The 16,287-nt window shown below is 60.5% G+C and carries 15 protein-coding genes; 8 read left to right on the plus strand and 7 right to left on the minus strand.

Annotation, left to right across the window (positions count from 1 at the left end):
• Nucleotides 1-325 precede the first annotated feature (325 nt).
• From GVL50_RS27185 to GVL50_RS27195, 3 genes are all read left to right on the plus strand, one after another.
• Complete coding sequence (locus tag GVL50_RS27185; RefSeq protein ID WP_053121954.1) at nt 326-817, plus strand: sigma-70 family RNA polymerase sigma factor; 492 nt, start codon at nt 326-328, stop codon at nt 815-817.
• Between the two features lie 88 nt (nt 818-905).
• Complete coding sequence (locus GVL50_RS27190) at nt 906-1,889, plus strand: FecR family protein (protein WP_159815691.1); 984 nt, start codon at nt 906-908, stop codon at nt 1,887-1,889.
• Between the two features lie 98 nt (nt 1,890-1,987).
• Nucleotides 1,988-4,414 (plus strand): TonB-dependent receptor, encoded by a 2,427-nt coding sequence (locus GVL50_RS27195; protein WP_159815692.1) that lies wholly within the window; start codon nt 1,988-1,990, stop codon nt 4,412-4,414.
• Nucleotides 4,415-4,558: 144 nt separating this feature from the next.
• Here the strand turns inward: GVL50_RS27195 and GVL50_RS27200 are convergent, their stop codons facing one another.
• Nucleotides 4,559-5,710 (minus strand): MFS transporter, encoded by a 1,152-nt coding sequence (locus GVL50_RS27200; RefSeq protein WP_159815693.1) that lies wholly within the window; start codon nt 5,708-5,710, stop codon nt 4,559-4,561.
• A 239-nt stretch (nt 5,711-5,949) separates the two neighbouring features.
• Between GVL50_RS27200 and GVL50_RS27205 the strand changes: the two genes are divergently transcribed.
• The gene (locus GVL50_RS27205) at nt 5,950-6,930 is read left to right on the plus strand and encodes a diaminopimelate epimerase (protein ID WP_159815694.1); all 981 of its coding nucleotides are present in this window, start codon (nt 5,950-5,952) and stop codon (nt 6,928-6,930) included.
• Nucleotides 6,931-7,304: 374 nt separating this feature from the next.
• Here GVL50_RS27205 and GVL50_RS27210 read toward each other — a convergent pair whose 3' ends face one another.
• The 6 genes from GVL50_RS27210 to GVL50_RS27235 all read right to left on the minus strand — a co-directional run bounded on the left by GVL50_RS27210 (nt 7,305) and on the right by GVL50_RS27235 (nt 13,370).
• Nucleotides 7,305-7,952, minus strand: a complete 648-nt coding sequence (locus GVL50_RS27210; RefSeq protein ID WP_159815695.1) for a carboxymuconolactone decarboxylase family protein — start codon at nt 7,950-7,952, stop codon at nt 7,305-7,307.
• 115 nt (nt 7,953-8,067) lie between these two features.
• The gene (gene codA / locus GVL50_RS27215) at nt 8,068-9,303 is read right to left on the minus strand and encodes a cytosine deaminase (RefSeq protein WP_053121942.1); all 1,236 of its coding nucleotides are present in this window, start codon (nt 9,301-9,303) and stop codon (nt 8,068-8,070) included.
• Nucleotides 9,304-9,318: 15 nt separating this feature from the next.
• Entirely contained in the window at nt 9,319-10,590 is a 1,272-nt protein-coding gene (codB, locus tag GVL50_RS27220) for a cytosine permease (RefSeq protein ID WP_159815696.1), read from the minus strand.
• A gap of 240 nt (nt 10,591-10,830) precedes the next feature.
• Nucleotides 10,831-11,643, minus strand: coding sequence for an alpha/beta fold hydrolase (locus tag GVL50_RS27225; RefSeq protein WP_159815697.1), 813 nt, complete (start codon nt 11,641-11,643; stop codon nt 10,831-10,833).
• Nucleotides 11,644-11,848: 205 nt separating this feature from the next.
• Nucleotides 11,849-12,205: a 6-carboxytetrahydropterin synthase QueD gene (gene queD / locus GVL50_RS27230; protein ID WP_007915588.1), complete on the minus strand. Its 357-nt coding sequence runs from the start codon at nt 12,203-12,205 to the stop codon at nt 11,849-11,851.
• 85 nt (nt 12,206-12,290) lie between these two features.
• A complete protein-coding gene (locus GVL50_RS27235; RefSeq protein WP_053121934.1) occupies nt 12,291-13,370 on the minus strand; it encodes a hypothetical protein in 1,080 nt (359 codons plus the stop codon).
• Nucleotides 13,371-13,614: 244 nt separating this feature from the next.
• On the opposite strand from GVL50_RS27235, the gene GVL50_RS27240 reads away from it, so the two are divergent.
• Genes GVL50_RS27240 through GVL50_RS27255 form a run of 4 tightly spaced genes read left to right on the plus strand, consistent with a single transcriptional unit; the run spans nt 13,615 to nt 16,216 of the window.
• A complete protein-coding gene (locus GVL50_RS27240) occupies nt 13,615-13,923 on the plus strand; it encodes a PepSY domain-containing protein (RefSeq protein WP_159815698.1) in 309 nt (102 codons plus the stop codon).
• Entirely contained in the window at nt 13,923-14,234 is a 312-nt protein-coding gene (locus GVL50_RS27245; protein WP_053121930.1) for a PepSY domain-containing protein, read from the plus strand. The genes GVL50_RS27240 and GVL50_RS27245 overlap by 1 nt, the downstream gene beginning before the upstream one ends.
• Before the next feature lie 3 nt (nt 14,235-14,237).
• Complete coding sequence (locus GVL50_RS27250) at nt 14,238-14,906, plus strand: response regulator transcription factor (RefSeq protein ID WP_053121928.1); 669 nt, start codon at nt 14,238-14,240, stop codon at nt 14,904-14,906.
• Complete coding sequence (locus GVL50_RS27255; protein WP_159815699.1) at nt 14,903-16,216, plus strand: sensor histidine kinase; 1,314 nt, start codon at nt 14,903-14,905, stop codon at nt 16,214-16,216. Before GVL50_RS27250 ends, GVL50_RS27255 begins: the two co-directional genes overlap by 4 nt.
• The last annotated feature ends 71 nt before the right edge of the window (nt 16,217-16,287 follow it).

Below are 16,287 nucleotides of genomic sequence, written 5' to 3' on the forward strand. Positions count from 1 at the left end.
ACGAAGCATTCTTTATCGGCGCTTTGGTGGAAGGGGTGGGGCCGATGTCTCCCACAGTCTGTACTGGGCTAACAGTCAGAAGCTGGCTTTTGGTCCCACCCACCCCTTCGAGTCCTACCATACAAGCAGGCTTGCTCGCGAAAGCGGAGTGTCAGGCACATCGATGCAATGTGTGCCGACGCTTTCGCGAGCAAGCCAGCTCCCACATTTGTTTTGTGTTCACAGCACGACAGCCCATCGTCGGCACGCAGAGGAATGAATTGCCGGGGTTAATAGGAAGCATTACTATTCACGCCCCTTTCCTCAGCACGCCGCCAATACCCCAATGCGTCCCCGCAGACCCGGCTTTTTCGAGCATTACGAAGAGTTGATCGGCACCTGGACTCGTCGCCTGCGTAACCGCGCGCAGGCCGAGGATCTGGCGCACGACACCTTTGTGCGGGTGCTCGAATCGGATTCGGCTACGGTGCAGCAGCCTCGGGCGTATTTGCATCAGACCGCACGCAATATCGCGGTCGACGGTTATCGGCGTGAGGATCGGCGGGGTGCCATGGAGTCGGAGGCGATCGATCACAGTGCGTCGTCGTCCGGCGACCCGGAGCATTACATGCATGCGATCCAGCTGGCCGACTCCATCGAGCGGGCGCTGAGCGAGCTGCCGGTCAATTGCCGGAAAATTTTCGTCTGGCAGAAGATCGAAGGCCTGACCCAGGCGGAAATCGCCGAACGCCTGGGCCTGTCCAAGAACATGGTCGAAAAGTATATGATCCGCACCCTGCGGCATTTGCGTGATCGCCTGGACGGGTTGCAGTCGTGATGGTGTGTGTCGTTGAAAAGATCGCAGCCTTCGGCAGCTCCTACAGGGGGCTGTGTGTCTTTATATTCCCGGCCAAACAGGACATTCCATGATGGATACTCGTGATTGCGCGTGCGGGCAAACAACGGTGCGCGATGACGCGGCTCGCTGGTTTGTGCGTTTGCAGGAGCCGGTGGTCAGTGCCGACGAGCAGCAGCGCTTCGACGCCTGGCTGAATGAGCATCCGCAGCACCGTGACGAATTCCAGTTGCTTCAGGGGCTGTGGACGGCCGCTGATTTGTTGCCGGCGCCACGCCTCAAAGCTTTGGTTGAAACTCCACCGACGCGCCGCGAACGACGTCCGTTGTTGCGTTATGCCGTGGCCGCGAGTGTGGTGGCAGTGGCGCTCGGCCTCGGTCTGTTCAGCGGTTTGAATCATCCGGGCGGTTACCGCGCCGAATTCAGCACCGCGTTGGGCGAGCGCAAACACGTAGCGCTGCCGGACGGTTCGGTGATCGATCTGAACAGCCGCAGCCGCTTGCAGGTGCGCTTCGAAAAAGATCGCCGATTGATCGAATTGAGCGAAGGCGAGGCGATGTTCAGCGTTGAGCACGACACCTCGCGACCGTTCGTGGTCGAGGCCGGCAACGGCAAGGTCACGGTCACCGGCACCCGTTTCGATGTGCGCCGCGACGTCACGCAAACCCGCGTTGCGGTGGAGCAGGGCACGGTGAAAGTGCAGGGCCACAATGCGCCGGACAACGACTTCATCAGCCTGACCGCAGGCCTCGGTACCTACGTCGATGCCCAAGGCAAAGTCGCTGCCGCATACGCGGTCAACCCCGCAGAACTGACCGCGTGGCGCAGCGGCAAACTGGTGTTCAACAACGCCAGCCTCAGCGAAGTGGCCGCGGAAGTGTCGCGTTATCGCGAGAAGCCGCTGACCGTCAGCGACCCTGCGGTGGCCAGTCTGCGCCTGACCAGCGTGTTCAAATCCGACAACACCGAAGCCTTGCTCAAAGCCTTGCCGAGCATCCTGCCAGTGGCCGTTCGCACCCATGCGGATGGCAGCCAGGAAATAATTTCAAAATAAAATTCAGGTTTTTTTCGAGTTCATCGTCTTCCTGTTCAACTGCAACTGGTTTGCATTAACAGCCGCACACTCTTGCGATCCACAGGACTACGTTCGACGTGAAAACCACCACTGCCCACAATAAAAAATCCCCTTGGTTGTCGCTGGCCCTCGCGCTCGCGGTCAACGCTGCGATGCCGCTGGCGTTTGCCGGTGAAGCGATTCATATCCGCGCCCAGCCATTGGGTCAGGCGCTGAGCGAACTGGGCCAGCAAACCTCGCTGCAAGTGTTTTTCAGCCCTGATCTGGTCGCCGGCAAACAAGCCCCGGCCGTCGATGGCGACATCTCCCCGGAGCAGGCGCTGCGTCAGTTGCTGCAAGGCAGCGGTCTGGATTATCAGATCAACGAAGGCTCGGTAACGCTGTCGCCCGCTGCGACTTCCGCTGCGACCAACGGCCCGCTCGAACTGGGCGTGACCGACATCAAAGTAGTCGGCGACTGGCTCGGTGATGCCGACGCCGCCGTGGTGCAAAACCACCCCGGCGCACGCACGGTGATTCGCCGCGAAGCCATGGTCGAGCAAGGTGCGATGAACGTCAGCGACGTGCTCAAGCGTGTGCCGGGCGTGCAGGTGCAGGATTCCAACGGCACCGGCGGCAGCGATATTTCGTTGAACGTCGGCGTGCGTGGTCTGACGTCGCGCCTGTCGCCGCGCTCCACGGTGTTGATCGACGGCGTACCGGCGGCTTTCGCTCCCTATGGTCAACCACAACTGTCGATGGCACCGATTTCATCCGGTAACCTCGACAGCATCGACGTGGTTCGTGGTGCCGGTTCCGTGCGTTATGGGCCGCAAAACGTCGGCGGCGTGATCAACTTCGTTACCCGCGCGATCCCGGAAAAAGCCACCGGTGAAATCGGCACCACCCTGGAAACCACCCAGTACGGCGGCTGGAAACACATCGACACCGCGTTCCTTGGCGGCACGGCCGACAACGGCATGGGCGTGGCGTTGTTGTATTCCGGCGTGAATGGCAACGGTTACCGCGAGCGCAATAACGGCAACGACATCGACGACGTGCTGCTCAAGACTCACTGGGCGCCGACCGATCAGGACGACTTCAGCCTCAACTTTCACTACTACGACGCCAGCGCCGACATGCCCGGCGGTCTGACGCAGAAACAATACGACGACAAACCGTACGACTCGGTGCGCGATTACGACCAATTCAGTGGTCGCCGCAAAGACGTGTCGTTCAAGTGGATTCGCCAGATCGACGAGCGCACCCAGGCCGAAGTGCTGACCTATTACACCGACAGTTTTCGCGGCAGCACCATCGCCGCCCGCGATCAGAAAACCCTCAGCTCGTACCCGCGTTCCTACTACACGCTGGGCATCGAACCACGGGTATCGCGGGTCTTCGATGTCGGCCCGACCAGCCAGGAAGTCAGCGTCGGTTATCGCTATTTGAAAGAGGCGATGCACGAGCAATCGAGTCGTCTGGCGCTGGTCAACAATCAGCCTGTCGTAACGCCGACGTCTGATGGCCACGTCTTCCAGGATCGCACCGGCGGCACCGAGGCCAACTCGGTCTACGTCGACAACAAAATCGACGTCGGCAACTGGACGATCACGCCGGGTATTCGCTTCGAACACATCAGCACTGACTGGCATGATCGCGCCGTGCTCGACACCGCTGGCAAACGCGTACCGGAGAAAAACCGCAGCATCGAAAGCAACGAACCGCTGCCGGCGCTGAGCGTGATGTATCACCTGTCGGACGCGTGGAAACTGTTCGCCAACTACGAAACGTCGTTTGGCAGCCTGCAGTATTTTCAGCTGGGGCAGGGCGGTTCGGGTGATCAGACCGCCAACGGACTGGAGCCGGAAAAGGCCAAGACCTACGAAATCGGCACACGCTACAACGATGACGTGTGGGGCGGTGAAGTGACGCTGTTCTACATCGACTTCGATGATGAACTGCAATACATCAGCAACGATGTCGGCTGGACCAACCTGGGGGCGACCAAGCATCAGGGCCTTGAAGCGTCGGTGCATTACGACATGGCGGCGCTGGATCCGCGTCTTGATGGTTTGACCGCCAACGCCGGTTTCACTTACACCCGCGCTACGTATGAAGGCGAGATTCCGGGCTTCAAGGGCCGTGATCTGCCGTTCTATTCGCGTCAGGTGGCGACGGTGGGTTTGCGTTACGACATCAACCGTTGGACGTACAACATCGACGGCTTTGCCCAGTCGAAACAGCGTTCGCCGGGTACCGGTGTGAATGCCGATGGCAGCTTCAACGGCAACTACATCACCGAGGGTACGGCGGACGGGCAGTACGGCGACATTCCGGGTTACGTGACCTGGAACGTGCGTGGCGGCTATGACTTCGGGCCGCAGGTGTCGAATTTGAAGTTGGGCGCGGGGGTGAAGAATATCTTCGACAAGCAGTATTTCACCCGCTCCAGCGATAACAATTCGGGAATGTATGTGGGCGCGCCAAGGACGTTCTTTGTGCAGGCCAGCGTTGGGTTTTAACTGATCGTTCCCACGCTCCGCGTGGGAATGCAGCCCGGGACGCTCTGCGTCCAAAAGCGGACGCGGAGCGTCCATTGAGGCATTCCCACGCAGAGCGTGGGAACGATCTCATGTAGGAGCTGCCGCAGGCTGCGATCTTTTGCTTCAGACTTTCAAGACTTTCCCGCCAATCGCGACGGCCACCAACAGCACCGCCATCAGCCCAAAGGCAAAGCTCAAACTGCTGGCATGCGCGACAAAGCCAATCACCGCCGGCCCCGCCAGAATCCCCGCATAGCCCAACGTGGTAATCGCCGGCACCGCGATGCTTTCCGGCATCACCGTCTGTTTGCCAACCGCCGTGTACAGCACCGGTACGATGTTCGAGCAACCGGCGCCGACCAGCGCATACCCGACCAATGCCGCTTCCCAGCTCGGTGCGAACGTCGCCAGAAACAAACCGCCTGCTGCCAGCAGCCCGCCAAACAGAATGATCCGCGTGGCGCCGACGATCCGCACAATCCGGTCACCCATCAAGCGTCCCGCCGTCATGGTCAACGCGAATGCCGCGTAACCCAATCCGGCATAGGCCGTGTCGATCCCGCGTTCCTGCGCCAGGAACACCGCGCTCCAGTCCAGCGCCGCGCCTTCGGTGAGGAAGACGATGAAACACATCCCGCCGATAAACAGCACGATGCCGTGGGGAATGGCGAATGCCGGGCCCGAGCTTTCACTGCCGTAAGGCAGCATGTGCGGCACGCATTTGCACAGCGCCGCGATCAGCACCATGACCACCACCAGCATCGCGGCGAGCGGCGTCAGGCCGAGGCCGAGCAGGGCGCTGACGCCCGCCGCACCGACGATCCCGCCGAGGCTGAACAAGCCGTGAAAGCCCGACATCATGTTCTTGCCACTGGCACGTTCGACGATCACCGCTTGCAGATTGACCGTCGAATCCACCGTGCCGAGTCCGGCGCCGAACATGAACAATGTGGCGACCAGCGCAGGGATCGATGAGACCGTCGCCAGTAACGGCAACGCCGCGCAAATCAACAACGTGCCGCCCGTGGCCACGCGCCGACAGCCGAAGCGTGTGGCGAGAATCCCCGCCAGCGGCATTGCCAGAATCGAGCCGACGCCCAGGCACAACAGCAACAGACCGAGCGTGCCCTCATCCAGTCCGGCGCGCGCCTTGGCGTACGGCACCAACGGCGCCCACGCCGCGATGCCGAGCCCGGCGATGAAAAAGGCGATGCGCGTGGACATCTGTTGCAGGCGTCCGGGGACGAAGGTGGCTTGGGCGTTGAGGCTGGTCATATCGATCCTTGGCAAAAAACTTCGCGTCCCCGAAGGACAGTGATACGGCGTCGAGGTTCGATCGCCAGTCATCCGAGGAAGTACAGACGACATCCTACCTTCTCCTGTAGGAGCTGCGGCACGCTGCGATCTTTTGATCGGTGTTTTCAGGATCAGAATCAAAAGATCGCAGCGTGCCGCAGCTCCTACAGCGGAATGCGGTTTACAGTGGGTTTTTTCGGTTGCGGGGATTATGAGTGATGACGCAGTTTTATGACGCGCGGGGCAATGTGTATGGTGTGGTTTCGCCGGAAACCTTGCGCGAGGCGGGGATTGATCTTCCTGCCAGCGCTGCCGAATGCGCATCCTTGCGCCAGGCTTGGACTGAGGCCGCTATCAAACGCTGCTGCGACTGGCGCGATGGCCAGCGCCCAGCCAACAGCAAATCCCACCGCAGCGACGGCCTGCTGATCGGCCCGTTCCAGACCTCGCCGCCGTTCGATGTGTTGATCGTCAACACCGATGGCACCCTCGCCGAACGCAGTGGCAACGGTTTGACGATTTTCTCCAAAGCGCTGACCGAGCAAGGATTGCTGCCGAAGGAGGGCGCGTTGTTGCGCGTTCATCACGACAAAGGTGACGCGGTGGAAACGTCGGTGAAACCTGCCGAAGTCGAAGGGGTGCGAGGCTTCTGGCTCGATCTCGGTCAAGCGGATTTCGGGCCGTGCGCGGTGGGTGCGCAGGGCGTTGAAAGTGTTGATTTCAATGGCCAGGAGGTCAGCAGAATTCAGCCATTGGCGGCACTTGATCCGACCTGGGAGCACAGCCAATTTGTGCGCATCGGCAATCCACATTGCGTGACGCTGCTTGGCGACAAGTCGGCGTTGCCGAGTAACGAACAGATGCGTGAGTCGCCACTGAATGAAGGCCTGACACAGATCGCTTATGCCATGCCGACCGGCGCTGGCGACCCGTGTCCGGCGGGCGTCAATCTGCAATGGGCGGCACGTGATTCCGAGCAACGCATCGTCGCGCGCGTCTTCGAACGTGGCGAAGGGCCGACGGCGTCATCAGGCACCAGCGCCAGTGCGGTGGCGTGTGCGGCATGGCGGGTGGGTTGGGTTGAAGCAGGAGAAGTGCAGGTGGTCATGCCCGGCGGCACGGCACCGATTCTGCTGGAAGCAATCGACGGCGAGCAGGTGCGCGTCAGATTGTTTGGTACGGCGCGGTTGATTGGCTGAACTCGAAACCGCCATCGCTGGCAAGCCAGGCTCCCACAGGGTTTTGTGCTGAACACAAACATCATGTCCACCCACATAACCCCTGTAGGAGTGAGCCTGCTCGCGATAGCGGACTACCCTTCAAAGCATATGTCGCCTGACACACCGCAATCGCGAGCAGGCTCACTCCTACAGTGGCTCAGATGTGAACACAAACACCAGTCCAAATACATAACCCTGTGGGAGCGCGCTTGCTCGCGAAGGCGGTATAGCAGTTACATGGATGTTGAACGTGTAGGCCTCTTCGCGAGCAAGCTCGCTCTCACATTGGATTTAGGTGCATACAAATAATGTGTTCACCCCAAAACCCTGTGGGAGTTTGGTTTGGTCACCCTTCAGTGGGCCTTGAACAACGTCACCGACACCACCTGCTCACTCTGCACCTCCAACCGTAGCAATGCGCGGGGCGACGGCTCATCCTTGAAACATTCAACAATCACCGCGTGCGCCGAACTGGCCTGCAATGCCAGCTGCCGCGCATGTTTCAACAGGCGTTTCACCGCTGCACTGACCGGCATCGGCGCGTGCCCGCCGCGCACTTGCTCACAGAATTCCAACGCGATTTCACGGGGTGTCGGTGCCGGCGGTGATGCCAACCCAGACTCGTCGAACAGCCGATTGAGTTGTTCCGCCGCACTCACCGCCCGCGGAAACCCCGCGAATGCCGAGGCCTGCAACAGCACCTCAGTCATTTCACCGGGGGCCAAACCCGAGGCCAGCCCTGTCTTGAGGTGCACACTCAATGGCGGGCCGACCATGCCCGACGCCACAATGGCGGCAAACGACACCGCTTCCCGCAGGCGCGGATCGAGGCCAGGGCGCGCGTGCAAATGCCCATAGACCACGCCAACCGCCAATTCACCCAGCGCGGGCACGGTGTGAAACAGCGCATCGAGCCGAGCGCCGCCGTCGGCTACAAGTTCGGTAAAGGTCTGTCGGCCTTCGTGGTACAGCGAGGCCATGGGTGAGGGTGTGTGGTTCATTGGGAAATCCTCAAGAAAATGAGGATGGCGGCTGATCAACTACGCACGAACTTCAGCATGAAGGAGCATCCATCGCAGGGGTTGCCGGCGTCATTGCGACGCCGGTTTCTTCACCTTAGACGAACTCCACCACCGGCATCTGCCGTTTCATCAGCACTTTGCCGGCGCGAATCGAATACAGCGGCAAACCCTGACTGCGGATCACCTCATAATCACTGTCCGCCGACAGAATCAGCAGGTTCGCCGGGCGCCCCTGTTCCAGCCCATAACGCTCGCCCAGATGCATCGCTTTGGCGCTGTTGTCGGTGACCAAGTCCAGCGCACTTTGCAGGTTGCGATAGCCGAGCATGTGGCAGATATGCAGACCGGCCTCCAATACGCGAAGGATGTTGCCGTTGCCCAGCGGATACCACGGATCGACGATGGAATCCTGACCGAAACACACGTTCATCCCGGCTTCGAGCAACTCGTTCACCCGGGTGACGCCACGGCGTTTCGGGAAGTTGTCGAAGCGCCCTTGCAGGTGGATGCTTTCGGTTGGGCAGGAGACAAAACTGATCCCGGAATGCCCGAGCAGACGGAACAGTTTCGCGCAGTAAGCGTTGTCATAAGAGCCCATCGCCGTGGTGTGGCTGGCGGTGACGAGGGCGCCCATGTCGCGGCTGCGTGCTTCTTCGGCGAGTACTTCGAGGAAGCGTGAGTGTGGGTCGTCGGTTTCGTCGCAATGCACGTCGACCAGGCAACCGGTGCGCTCGGCCAGATCCATCAGAAACTTCACCGAACTGACGCCTTGATCGCGGGTGTACTCGAAATGCGGAATGCCGCCAACCACGTCAGCACCCATGCGAATCGACTCTTCCATCAACTCGCGGCCATTGCGGAACGATTCGATGCCTTCCTGTGGGAACGCGACGATTTGCAGGTCGATCAGGTGACGGCTTTCTTCGCGCACTTCGAGCATGGCTTTCAGTGCGGTGAGTTGTGGATCGGTGACGTCGACGTGGGTGCGCACGTGCTGAATACCGTGCGCGGCGAGGGTCTGGATGGTTTTCTTGGCGCGGGTCTTGGTGTCTTCTTCGGTGATGGTGACCTTGCGCTCGCCCCAGCATTCGATGCCTTCAAACAGCGTGCCGCTCATGTTCCAGCGCGGTTCGCCGGCGGTGAGGGTGGCGTCGAGGTGAATGTGCGGTTCGACGAAGGGCGGCACCACCAGATTGCCGCCGGCGTCGAGGTCGTCGGGGCCCAGCGTCGGCGCTTCGGTCTGCCGGGCGATGCTGCGGATCAGGCCGTCTTCAAGGTGCAATTCGTGCAAACCTTCCTGGTTGCGCAAACGGGCGTTGATGATGTGCATCAGGCGAATCCTTTTTTATAAGTCTTGTAGTGGCGCGGCCGCGCTGCGAGCGCCGAGCGCGCCGGTGACGATGACATACGTTAACGCGGCAGCGGCGATGCCTACCAGCGGCGCGACCCATGGCGAGCTGAACGCGGCGACGGTGCCGACCGCGTAAGCCCCGAGGCCCGGCCAGTTGAACGCCGGCAACCGTGCGTCGGCCAGGCGTGGATAGTGCCCGCGCCAGCGGTAGAAAAAGTCGGCCATGATCACCCCGCCAATCGGCGGAATCACCGTGCCGAGCAGAATCAGGTAGGGCACCAGCATGTCGTACATACCGAGCAGGGCGAGCAGGGTGCCAATCACCGCGCCGGCCAGGGTCACGGTCTTGCGCCGACCGGTGCGCAGCAGGTTGCAACCGGCGACGGCGAAGTTGTAGATGGTGTTGTCCTGCGTGCTCCAGATGTTCAGCAACAGCATGGCCATCGCGGCCATGGCGAAGCCTTGCAACAGCAGCACTTCAACCACGTCCGGCTGCTGATAAACGATGGCGCCGTACGCGCCGATCAGCACCATCAAACCGTTGCCGATGAAGAAACCGATCAGGCTGGCCAGCACCGCGACACGCGCCGAGCGCGAGAAACGCGTCCAGTTGGTCGCTTGCGTCGCGCCGCTGACGAAGGTGCCGAACACCAAAGTAATCGCCGTCGACCAGTCCAGCGAACCGCTCGGCACGACGCTGAGCAATCCTTCGAAACCGCCGACTTTCACTGTCGCCACCCACATCGACAACATCAGCAGCAACATCATCGCCGGCACTGCGATGTACGACAGAATCTCCAGCCCGCGATAACCGACGTAAGCCGTGGCACAGAACACCAGACCGAACAGCACCATCAGCCCGAGCACCGTGCCCTCATCGAGTTCGAAGTATTTGCCGAGCACCACCGCAGCCGTGGCAGTGCCCCAGGCGTACCAGCCGATTTGAGTGAAACCGAGGATCAGGTCGCTGAGTTTGCTGCCGACTTCGCCGAAGCAAAAACGCCCCATCAACACCGAATTGAGGCCACTCTTGAAGGCGATGTAACCGAGGCCTGCGGCGTACAAACCGAGCAGCAAGTTGCCAACGATGATCACCGCCATCATCTCGCCGAAACTGAACGCCACGCCGAGCTTGCCGCCGGCAAACATGGTCGCGGTGAAAAACGTGAAGCCCAGTAACACCATCGCCGTAGAGGCCAGGCCTTTGCGCGCGTGCATCGGTACTTCGCTGAGGGGGTAATCGTTGCCGGGATCGTTCTGCGTCATGAGGCGGTCCTTGCTGGAGAGAGGGAGACGCGGGGGAGGGTTGCAGTGGTCGTGCCATGTTCCGGTTGGCGCGGGTTGTGTATAGACGAGTCGCGTCAAACGGCGCGAAAACAGTGCACCCGAACACACCAAAGCCCAATGTAGGAGCTGCCGAAGGCTGCGATCCTTTGATTTTGTTTTTTAGAAGCAAGATCAAAAGATCGCAGCCTTCGGCAGCTCCTACATGGGATTTGTGGTGGGTCAGAGGAAGCGCATCAGCGCAGCGACGATGGCTTCGGGGGCGTCTTCCTGGACGAGGTGGCCGGCGTTGGGAATCGGGTGGAATTGTGAGCCGGGGATTATCTTGTGCAATGCACGGCCACGCTCGATGGGAATCCACTGATCGTCTTTGCCCCAGAGAATCTGTACCGGGCAGCGGATGCTCGGATACAACGGTTCTGCCTCACGGGTATAGCGCTCATCCATCTGCGCAATCTGCCGATAGAAGGCCGCTTGCCCGGGATCGCCGAGCCACGGCTCAACGTAGGGCGCGAGTTCGTCGTCGGGAATCGCCCGGTGAATCGCCCCGCGAATGTAGGCCGGCACGACGGCGCGCTGGATGTAATCGGGCAGACCGCTGAACGCTGCCTCATGCTGGCGAACATGCTGCACAAACGGCGATCCCCATGGCTTCAGCGCCACCGGATCGATCAGCGTCAGGCTGCGGTAATCCTTGCCATTGAGCAGGTGAGTGCGCAGCGCGGTGGCACCGCCAAAGTCATGGGCGACCACGTCGGGATTTTGGATGTTCCAGTGATCGAGCAACTGCGCCAACAACTGGTTTTGCACACCGAGGGAGACATCGGCGGCAGGTTTCGCGGAGCGTCCATAACCGAGCAAATCGAAGTAATACACGCGGTGCGTGGCAAAGAAGTGCGGCGCGATCCGATGCCACACGTAAGACGAGAAAGGTGTGCCATGCACGAACACCAGCGGCGGGCCATCGCCACGTACGGCATGGCGCACTGAGTGACCGTTGAAGTCAAAGACCTGATCCAGCAGCCAGTCTGTCATGGGCCTGTCCTCTTGGCGGGTGGGGAGCCAAAAAGCATAGGCATAAAAAAACAGCCGTGAAGGCTGTTCTTGAACATCAACGCTATTCCCCTGTGGGGCGGGCTTGCTCGCGAAAGCGGAGTGTCTGTCACATCAATGTCGATGTTCCGACGCCTTCGTGGGCAAGCCCGCTCCCACAGGGTTTTGCAGTGTTCTCAGGATCGGGTTACTCGCCGCGATAGATGCAGCCGCTGGTGCACGTCTCGTGAATACGGATCGCGCTCAGTTCCGGCAGCAACGGCTTCATTTCATTCCAGATGAATTTGGCCAGTACTTCGCTGGTCGGGTTTTCCAGGCCAGGAATGTCATTCAGGTAGTTGTGATCCAGACGCTCGTACAACGGCTTGAAGATCGCTTTGATTTCCGAGAAATCACGGATCCAGCCAGTGTGCGGATCGAGGTCGCCGCTCAGGTGAAGCGCCACTTTGAACGAGTGACCGTGCAGACGTCCGCACTTGTGGCCGTCCGGGACGTGCGGCAGGCGGTGGGCGGATTCGAAGGTAAACTCTTTGAAGATTTCCACGGTATTTTCAGCTCTGTTCAGATGGCGTTCGCCGCAGCGATTCGGGCAGGCGGCGAGTTTACCAGCTTGTGTTTGGCCGTGCTGACTAAAGGGTCAGCAAGCGCTCGGCGAGGCGACCGTTGGCAGTCAGTTCGAGAAACTCATCGCCCAGACGGCGGCTCTCGTCCATCGCCGCGTGCCAGTATTTCTGCCGGCTCGGTGCATCGCCCATGAAGCGTTTGAAGTCGTTACGATCGGGTAGTTTGCCGTAGGGCAGACGTGCCAGATACTCCTTCGACGGCGCGAGCAGCAGCACGTCCTGCAAGCGCTGCACCGAGGCTTTGCGCCACGGCAGGGTCTTGTCGAACCAGCCCGGAATCACCCGGTCGGTGAAGTGCGGATAGAGCACGATGCCGTCACCGCTGTAGGGCAGGTCGAGGTGATAGTCGAGCAAACCGCCGTCGCGGAAGGTGCCAGCCCCGGCGCCCGGCAGGTCGCGCACGCCTTCCATGACCATCGGGATCGAACCCGAGGCCAGCAGCGCCTGACGCAAGTTGCCGGCATTCAGGGCGACGAAGCGTGACGGGAAATCGTCGAGCGCATTCACCGGCGGGGCGAGGCGCGGATCGTGGATGATCAGCCGTTCGAAGTGCCGCGACAGTCGCGCACGACCGCGCAGGTTGTCGGCGATCACCGAACCCAGCGCCAGACCGAGGCGACCGCGATGGTCATCAGCCAGACGGCCCTGGCTTTTCACTACCATGATGTTCAAGCGGTAATGCGCGTTGTCGAGGATGCTCGCGTCGCGGCCATCAAGCAGGTCATTGAGCATGCGCTGCGAGCTCTGACTGATCTCGGCCATGGTCACGCCTTTGTTGAAATTCTGCTCGGCGTAGAGCTCGCCGAGGCGGCGGATGCCTTCGGCGGCATCCGGCAGGCAAGCGCTGGCGAAGCGCCAGGAACCGACCGAGGCGCCAATCAGCGAACGCTCACGCGGCGCACTCGGCAGCCATTCACCGAACAGCGCCAGATCCAGCCCCTGAATCCCCAACGCCTTCGGCCCACCGGCCGCACCGGGCAGGGTGCCGACGTCAGCGGCGTTCAGACCCTGCGCGCGAATCCGCGCCATGGCCCGTGGGCCGGCCTTGAGGGTGAGGGCGGGGAACTTGATGTGGATGGCGGTCATACCGGTCTCGATCGTTAGCAAGCGAACAATTATAAGCACATGTTACAGAATCCTGTAGGAGCTGCCGAAGGCTGCGATCTTTTGATCCTGGCTTTTTAAAAACAAGATCAAGAGATCGCAGCCTTCGGCAGCTCCTACAGGAGATATTTCAGGGAGGGAGAATGATGGCAATTCAGTTTCAGTTAAGTTCATCTGGTTAAGGTGCCGACCGTGAGCAATACATAAAAAATACGGAGACACCCTTTTGAAAACCCTGACTGCCCTGTCCATTTGCGCGATCATCGGCTTCACTGCCAGCAGCGCCCACGCCCGCGATCTGGGCCCGGATGAAGCCCTGCGCCTGCGCGACGCTGGTACTATCGTTTCCTTCGAGAAGCTCAACGCAACCGCGCTGGCCAAACATCCGGGCTCGACGATCACCGAAACCGAGCTGGAAGAAGAGTACGGCAAGTACATCTACCAGGTCGAAATGCGTGATCCGCAGGGTCTCAATTGGGATCTGGAATTAGACGCGGTGACCGGGCAGGTTCTCAAGGATCATCAGGATACGTAATGAAGCTTAATGTTCGCGCCACCAGCCGCACGGCGCTGGCGCTGGTAGTTTTTTGCTCGGCGGCGATGGCCCGCGACCTCGATCAGGACGAAGCGCTGAACCTGCGTCGCCAGGGCGTCATCCTGCCGCTGGAGCAAGTGCTGCAGCAGGCGATGGATCGTTATCCGGGCGCCAAACTGCTGGAAGTCGAGCTGGAAGAGAAACACGACGTCTACATTTATGAGGTCGAGTTGCTTACCGTCGAGGGTGTCGCCCGTGAGCTGCACCTCAAGGCTGAAACCGGTGAATTAGTGAAAGACAAGGAAGATTGATCGATGCGTTTGCTTTTGGTGGAAGACCATGTACCGCTGGCCGACGAATTGCTCGCCGGTCTGCAACGCCAAGGCTACGCAGTCGATTGGCTGGCGGACGGCCGTGATGCGCTGTATCAGGGCAGCAGCGAGCCGTACGACCTGATCATCCTCGACCTCGGTCTGCCCGGTGTGCCGGGGCTTGAGGTGCTGGCGCAGTGGCGCGCGGGCGGGCTGGCGATTCCGGTGTTGATCCTCACGGCGCGTGATTCCTGGGCCGAGCGCATCGAAGGCCTGAAAGCCGGCGCCGACGATTACCTGACCAAACCGTTTCACCCCGAAGAGCTGTTTCTGCGCATACAGTCGCTGCTGCGCCGCTCCAAGGGCCAGTCCAATCAGGCGACGTTGCAAGCCGCCGGCCTGCATCTGGACGAGGGCCGTCAGTGCGTGGTGCGCGACGGCACCGACATTCAACTGACCGCCGCCGAGTTTCGTCTGCTGCGCTATTTCATGCTGCACCCCGAGCAAATCCTTTCCAAAAGCCACCTCGCCGAACACCTCTACGACGGTGAAACCGAGCGTGATTCCAACGTCCTCGAAGTCCACGTCAATCACCTGCGCCGCAAGCTCGGCAAAAGCGTGATCGAAACCCGTCGCGGCCAGGGTTACCTGTTCGGCGGGCAGGCTTCATGAGGTCAATCCAGCGCCGCTTGAGCCTGGGTTTGATCAGCGTGATGGTGATCGTCGGTCTGGTGCTGGCGCAAACCAGTTTGTGGTTGTTCGAAGTGGGTTTGCAGCGCTACCTCGAAGCCGGTCTGCGCGACGACAGCGAAACCCTGTTAGTGGCGCTGGTGCGCGGCCCCATGGGGTTGCAGCTGGATGAGCGGCACTTGTCGCCGGCGTATCAGCGACCGTTTTCCGGGCATTACTTCCGCATCGATTTTGCCGACAGCCACTGGCGTTCGCGCTCGCTGTGGGATCAGGATCTGCCGCTGCTGGATCAGCCCGGTCTGCACAGCAACTTGCAACTGGGCCCGGACGGGCAGCGGTTGCTGGTGCTGCGTTCGGACTATCGGCGTCTGGGTCAGTCGATTTCGATCAGCGTTGCGCAGGACTACACGCCGGTCAGCGACAGCTTTCAGCGCATGCGTCAGATTGGCCTCGGTCTGGGGTTGGCGGCGTTGCTGCTGATTCTGTTTTTGCAGCGACTCACGGTGCGCCGCGCACTGAAGCCGCTGGAAAAGGCTCGCGAGCAGATCGCGCAATTGCAGCAGGGCCAGCGTTCGCAACTCGACGATCAAGTGCCGGTGGAACTGGAACCGTTGGTGGCGCAGATCAACCATTTGCTTGCGCACACCGAGGACAGTCTCAAGCGTTCGCGTAATGCCTTGGGCAACCTCGGGCATGCGTTGAAAACGCCGTTGGCGGTGCTGTTGAGCCTGGCGTCGAGCGAGAAACTCGATGCCCATCCCGAGCTGCGCAAGATTCTTCTCGAACAACTGGAACAGGTGCAGCAACGGCTCAACCGTGAACTGAATCGTGCACGATTGTCTGGCGATGCGTTGCCGGGTGCGTTGTTTGATTGCGATGCCGAACTGCCGGGGTTGCTGGCGACGCTGAACATGATTCATGGCGAGCATCTGGCGTTGAGTTATGTCGCGCCGACGGGATTGCAGTTGCCGTGGGATCGTGAGGATTTGCTGGAGCTGCTGGGCAATCTGCTCGACAACGCCTGCAAGTGGGCGGATGCCGAGGTGCGTTTGAGCGTGGTCGAAACGGCTGAGGGATTTGCCCTGAGCGTGGAAGATGACGGGCCTGGGATTCCAGAGGAGCAGCGCGCGCAGGTATTCAGTCGGGGAGCGCGGCTGGATGAGCAGACGCACGGGCATGGCTTGGGACTGGGGATTGTGCGCGATATTGTTGATACGTGGGGCGGGACGCTGATGTTGATGGAAAGCGAGTGGGGCGGGCTGAAAGTCCTCATCAACCTGCCCAAACGCTGATTCCGATCCGAGCCTAAAACCGGTAGGAGCTGCCGCAGGCTGCGATCTTTTGATCTTTAAACAGCCAGATC

The organism is Pseudomonas sp. 18058 (assembly GCF_902706155.1).
GTDB classification, from domain to species: domain Bacteria; phylum Pseudomonadota; class Gammaproteobacteria; order Pseudomonadales; family Pseudomonadaceae; genus Aquipseudomonas; species Aquipseudomonas rustica.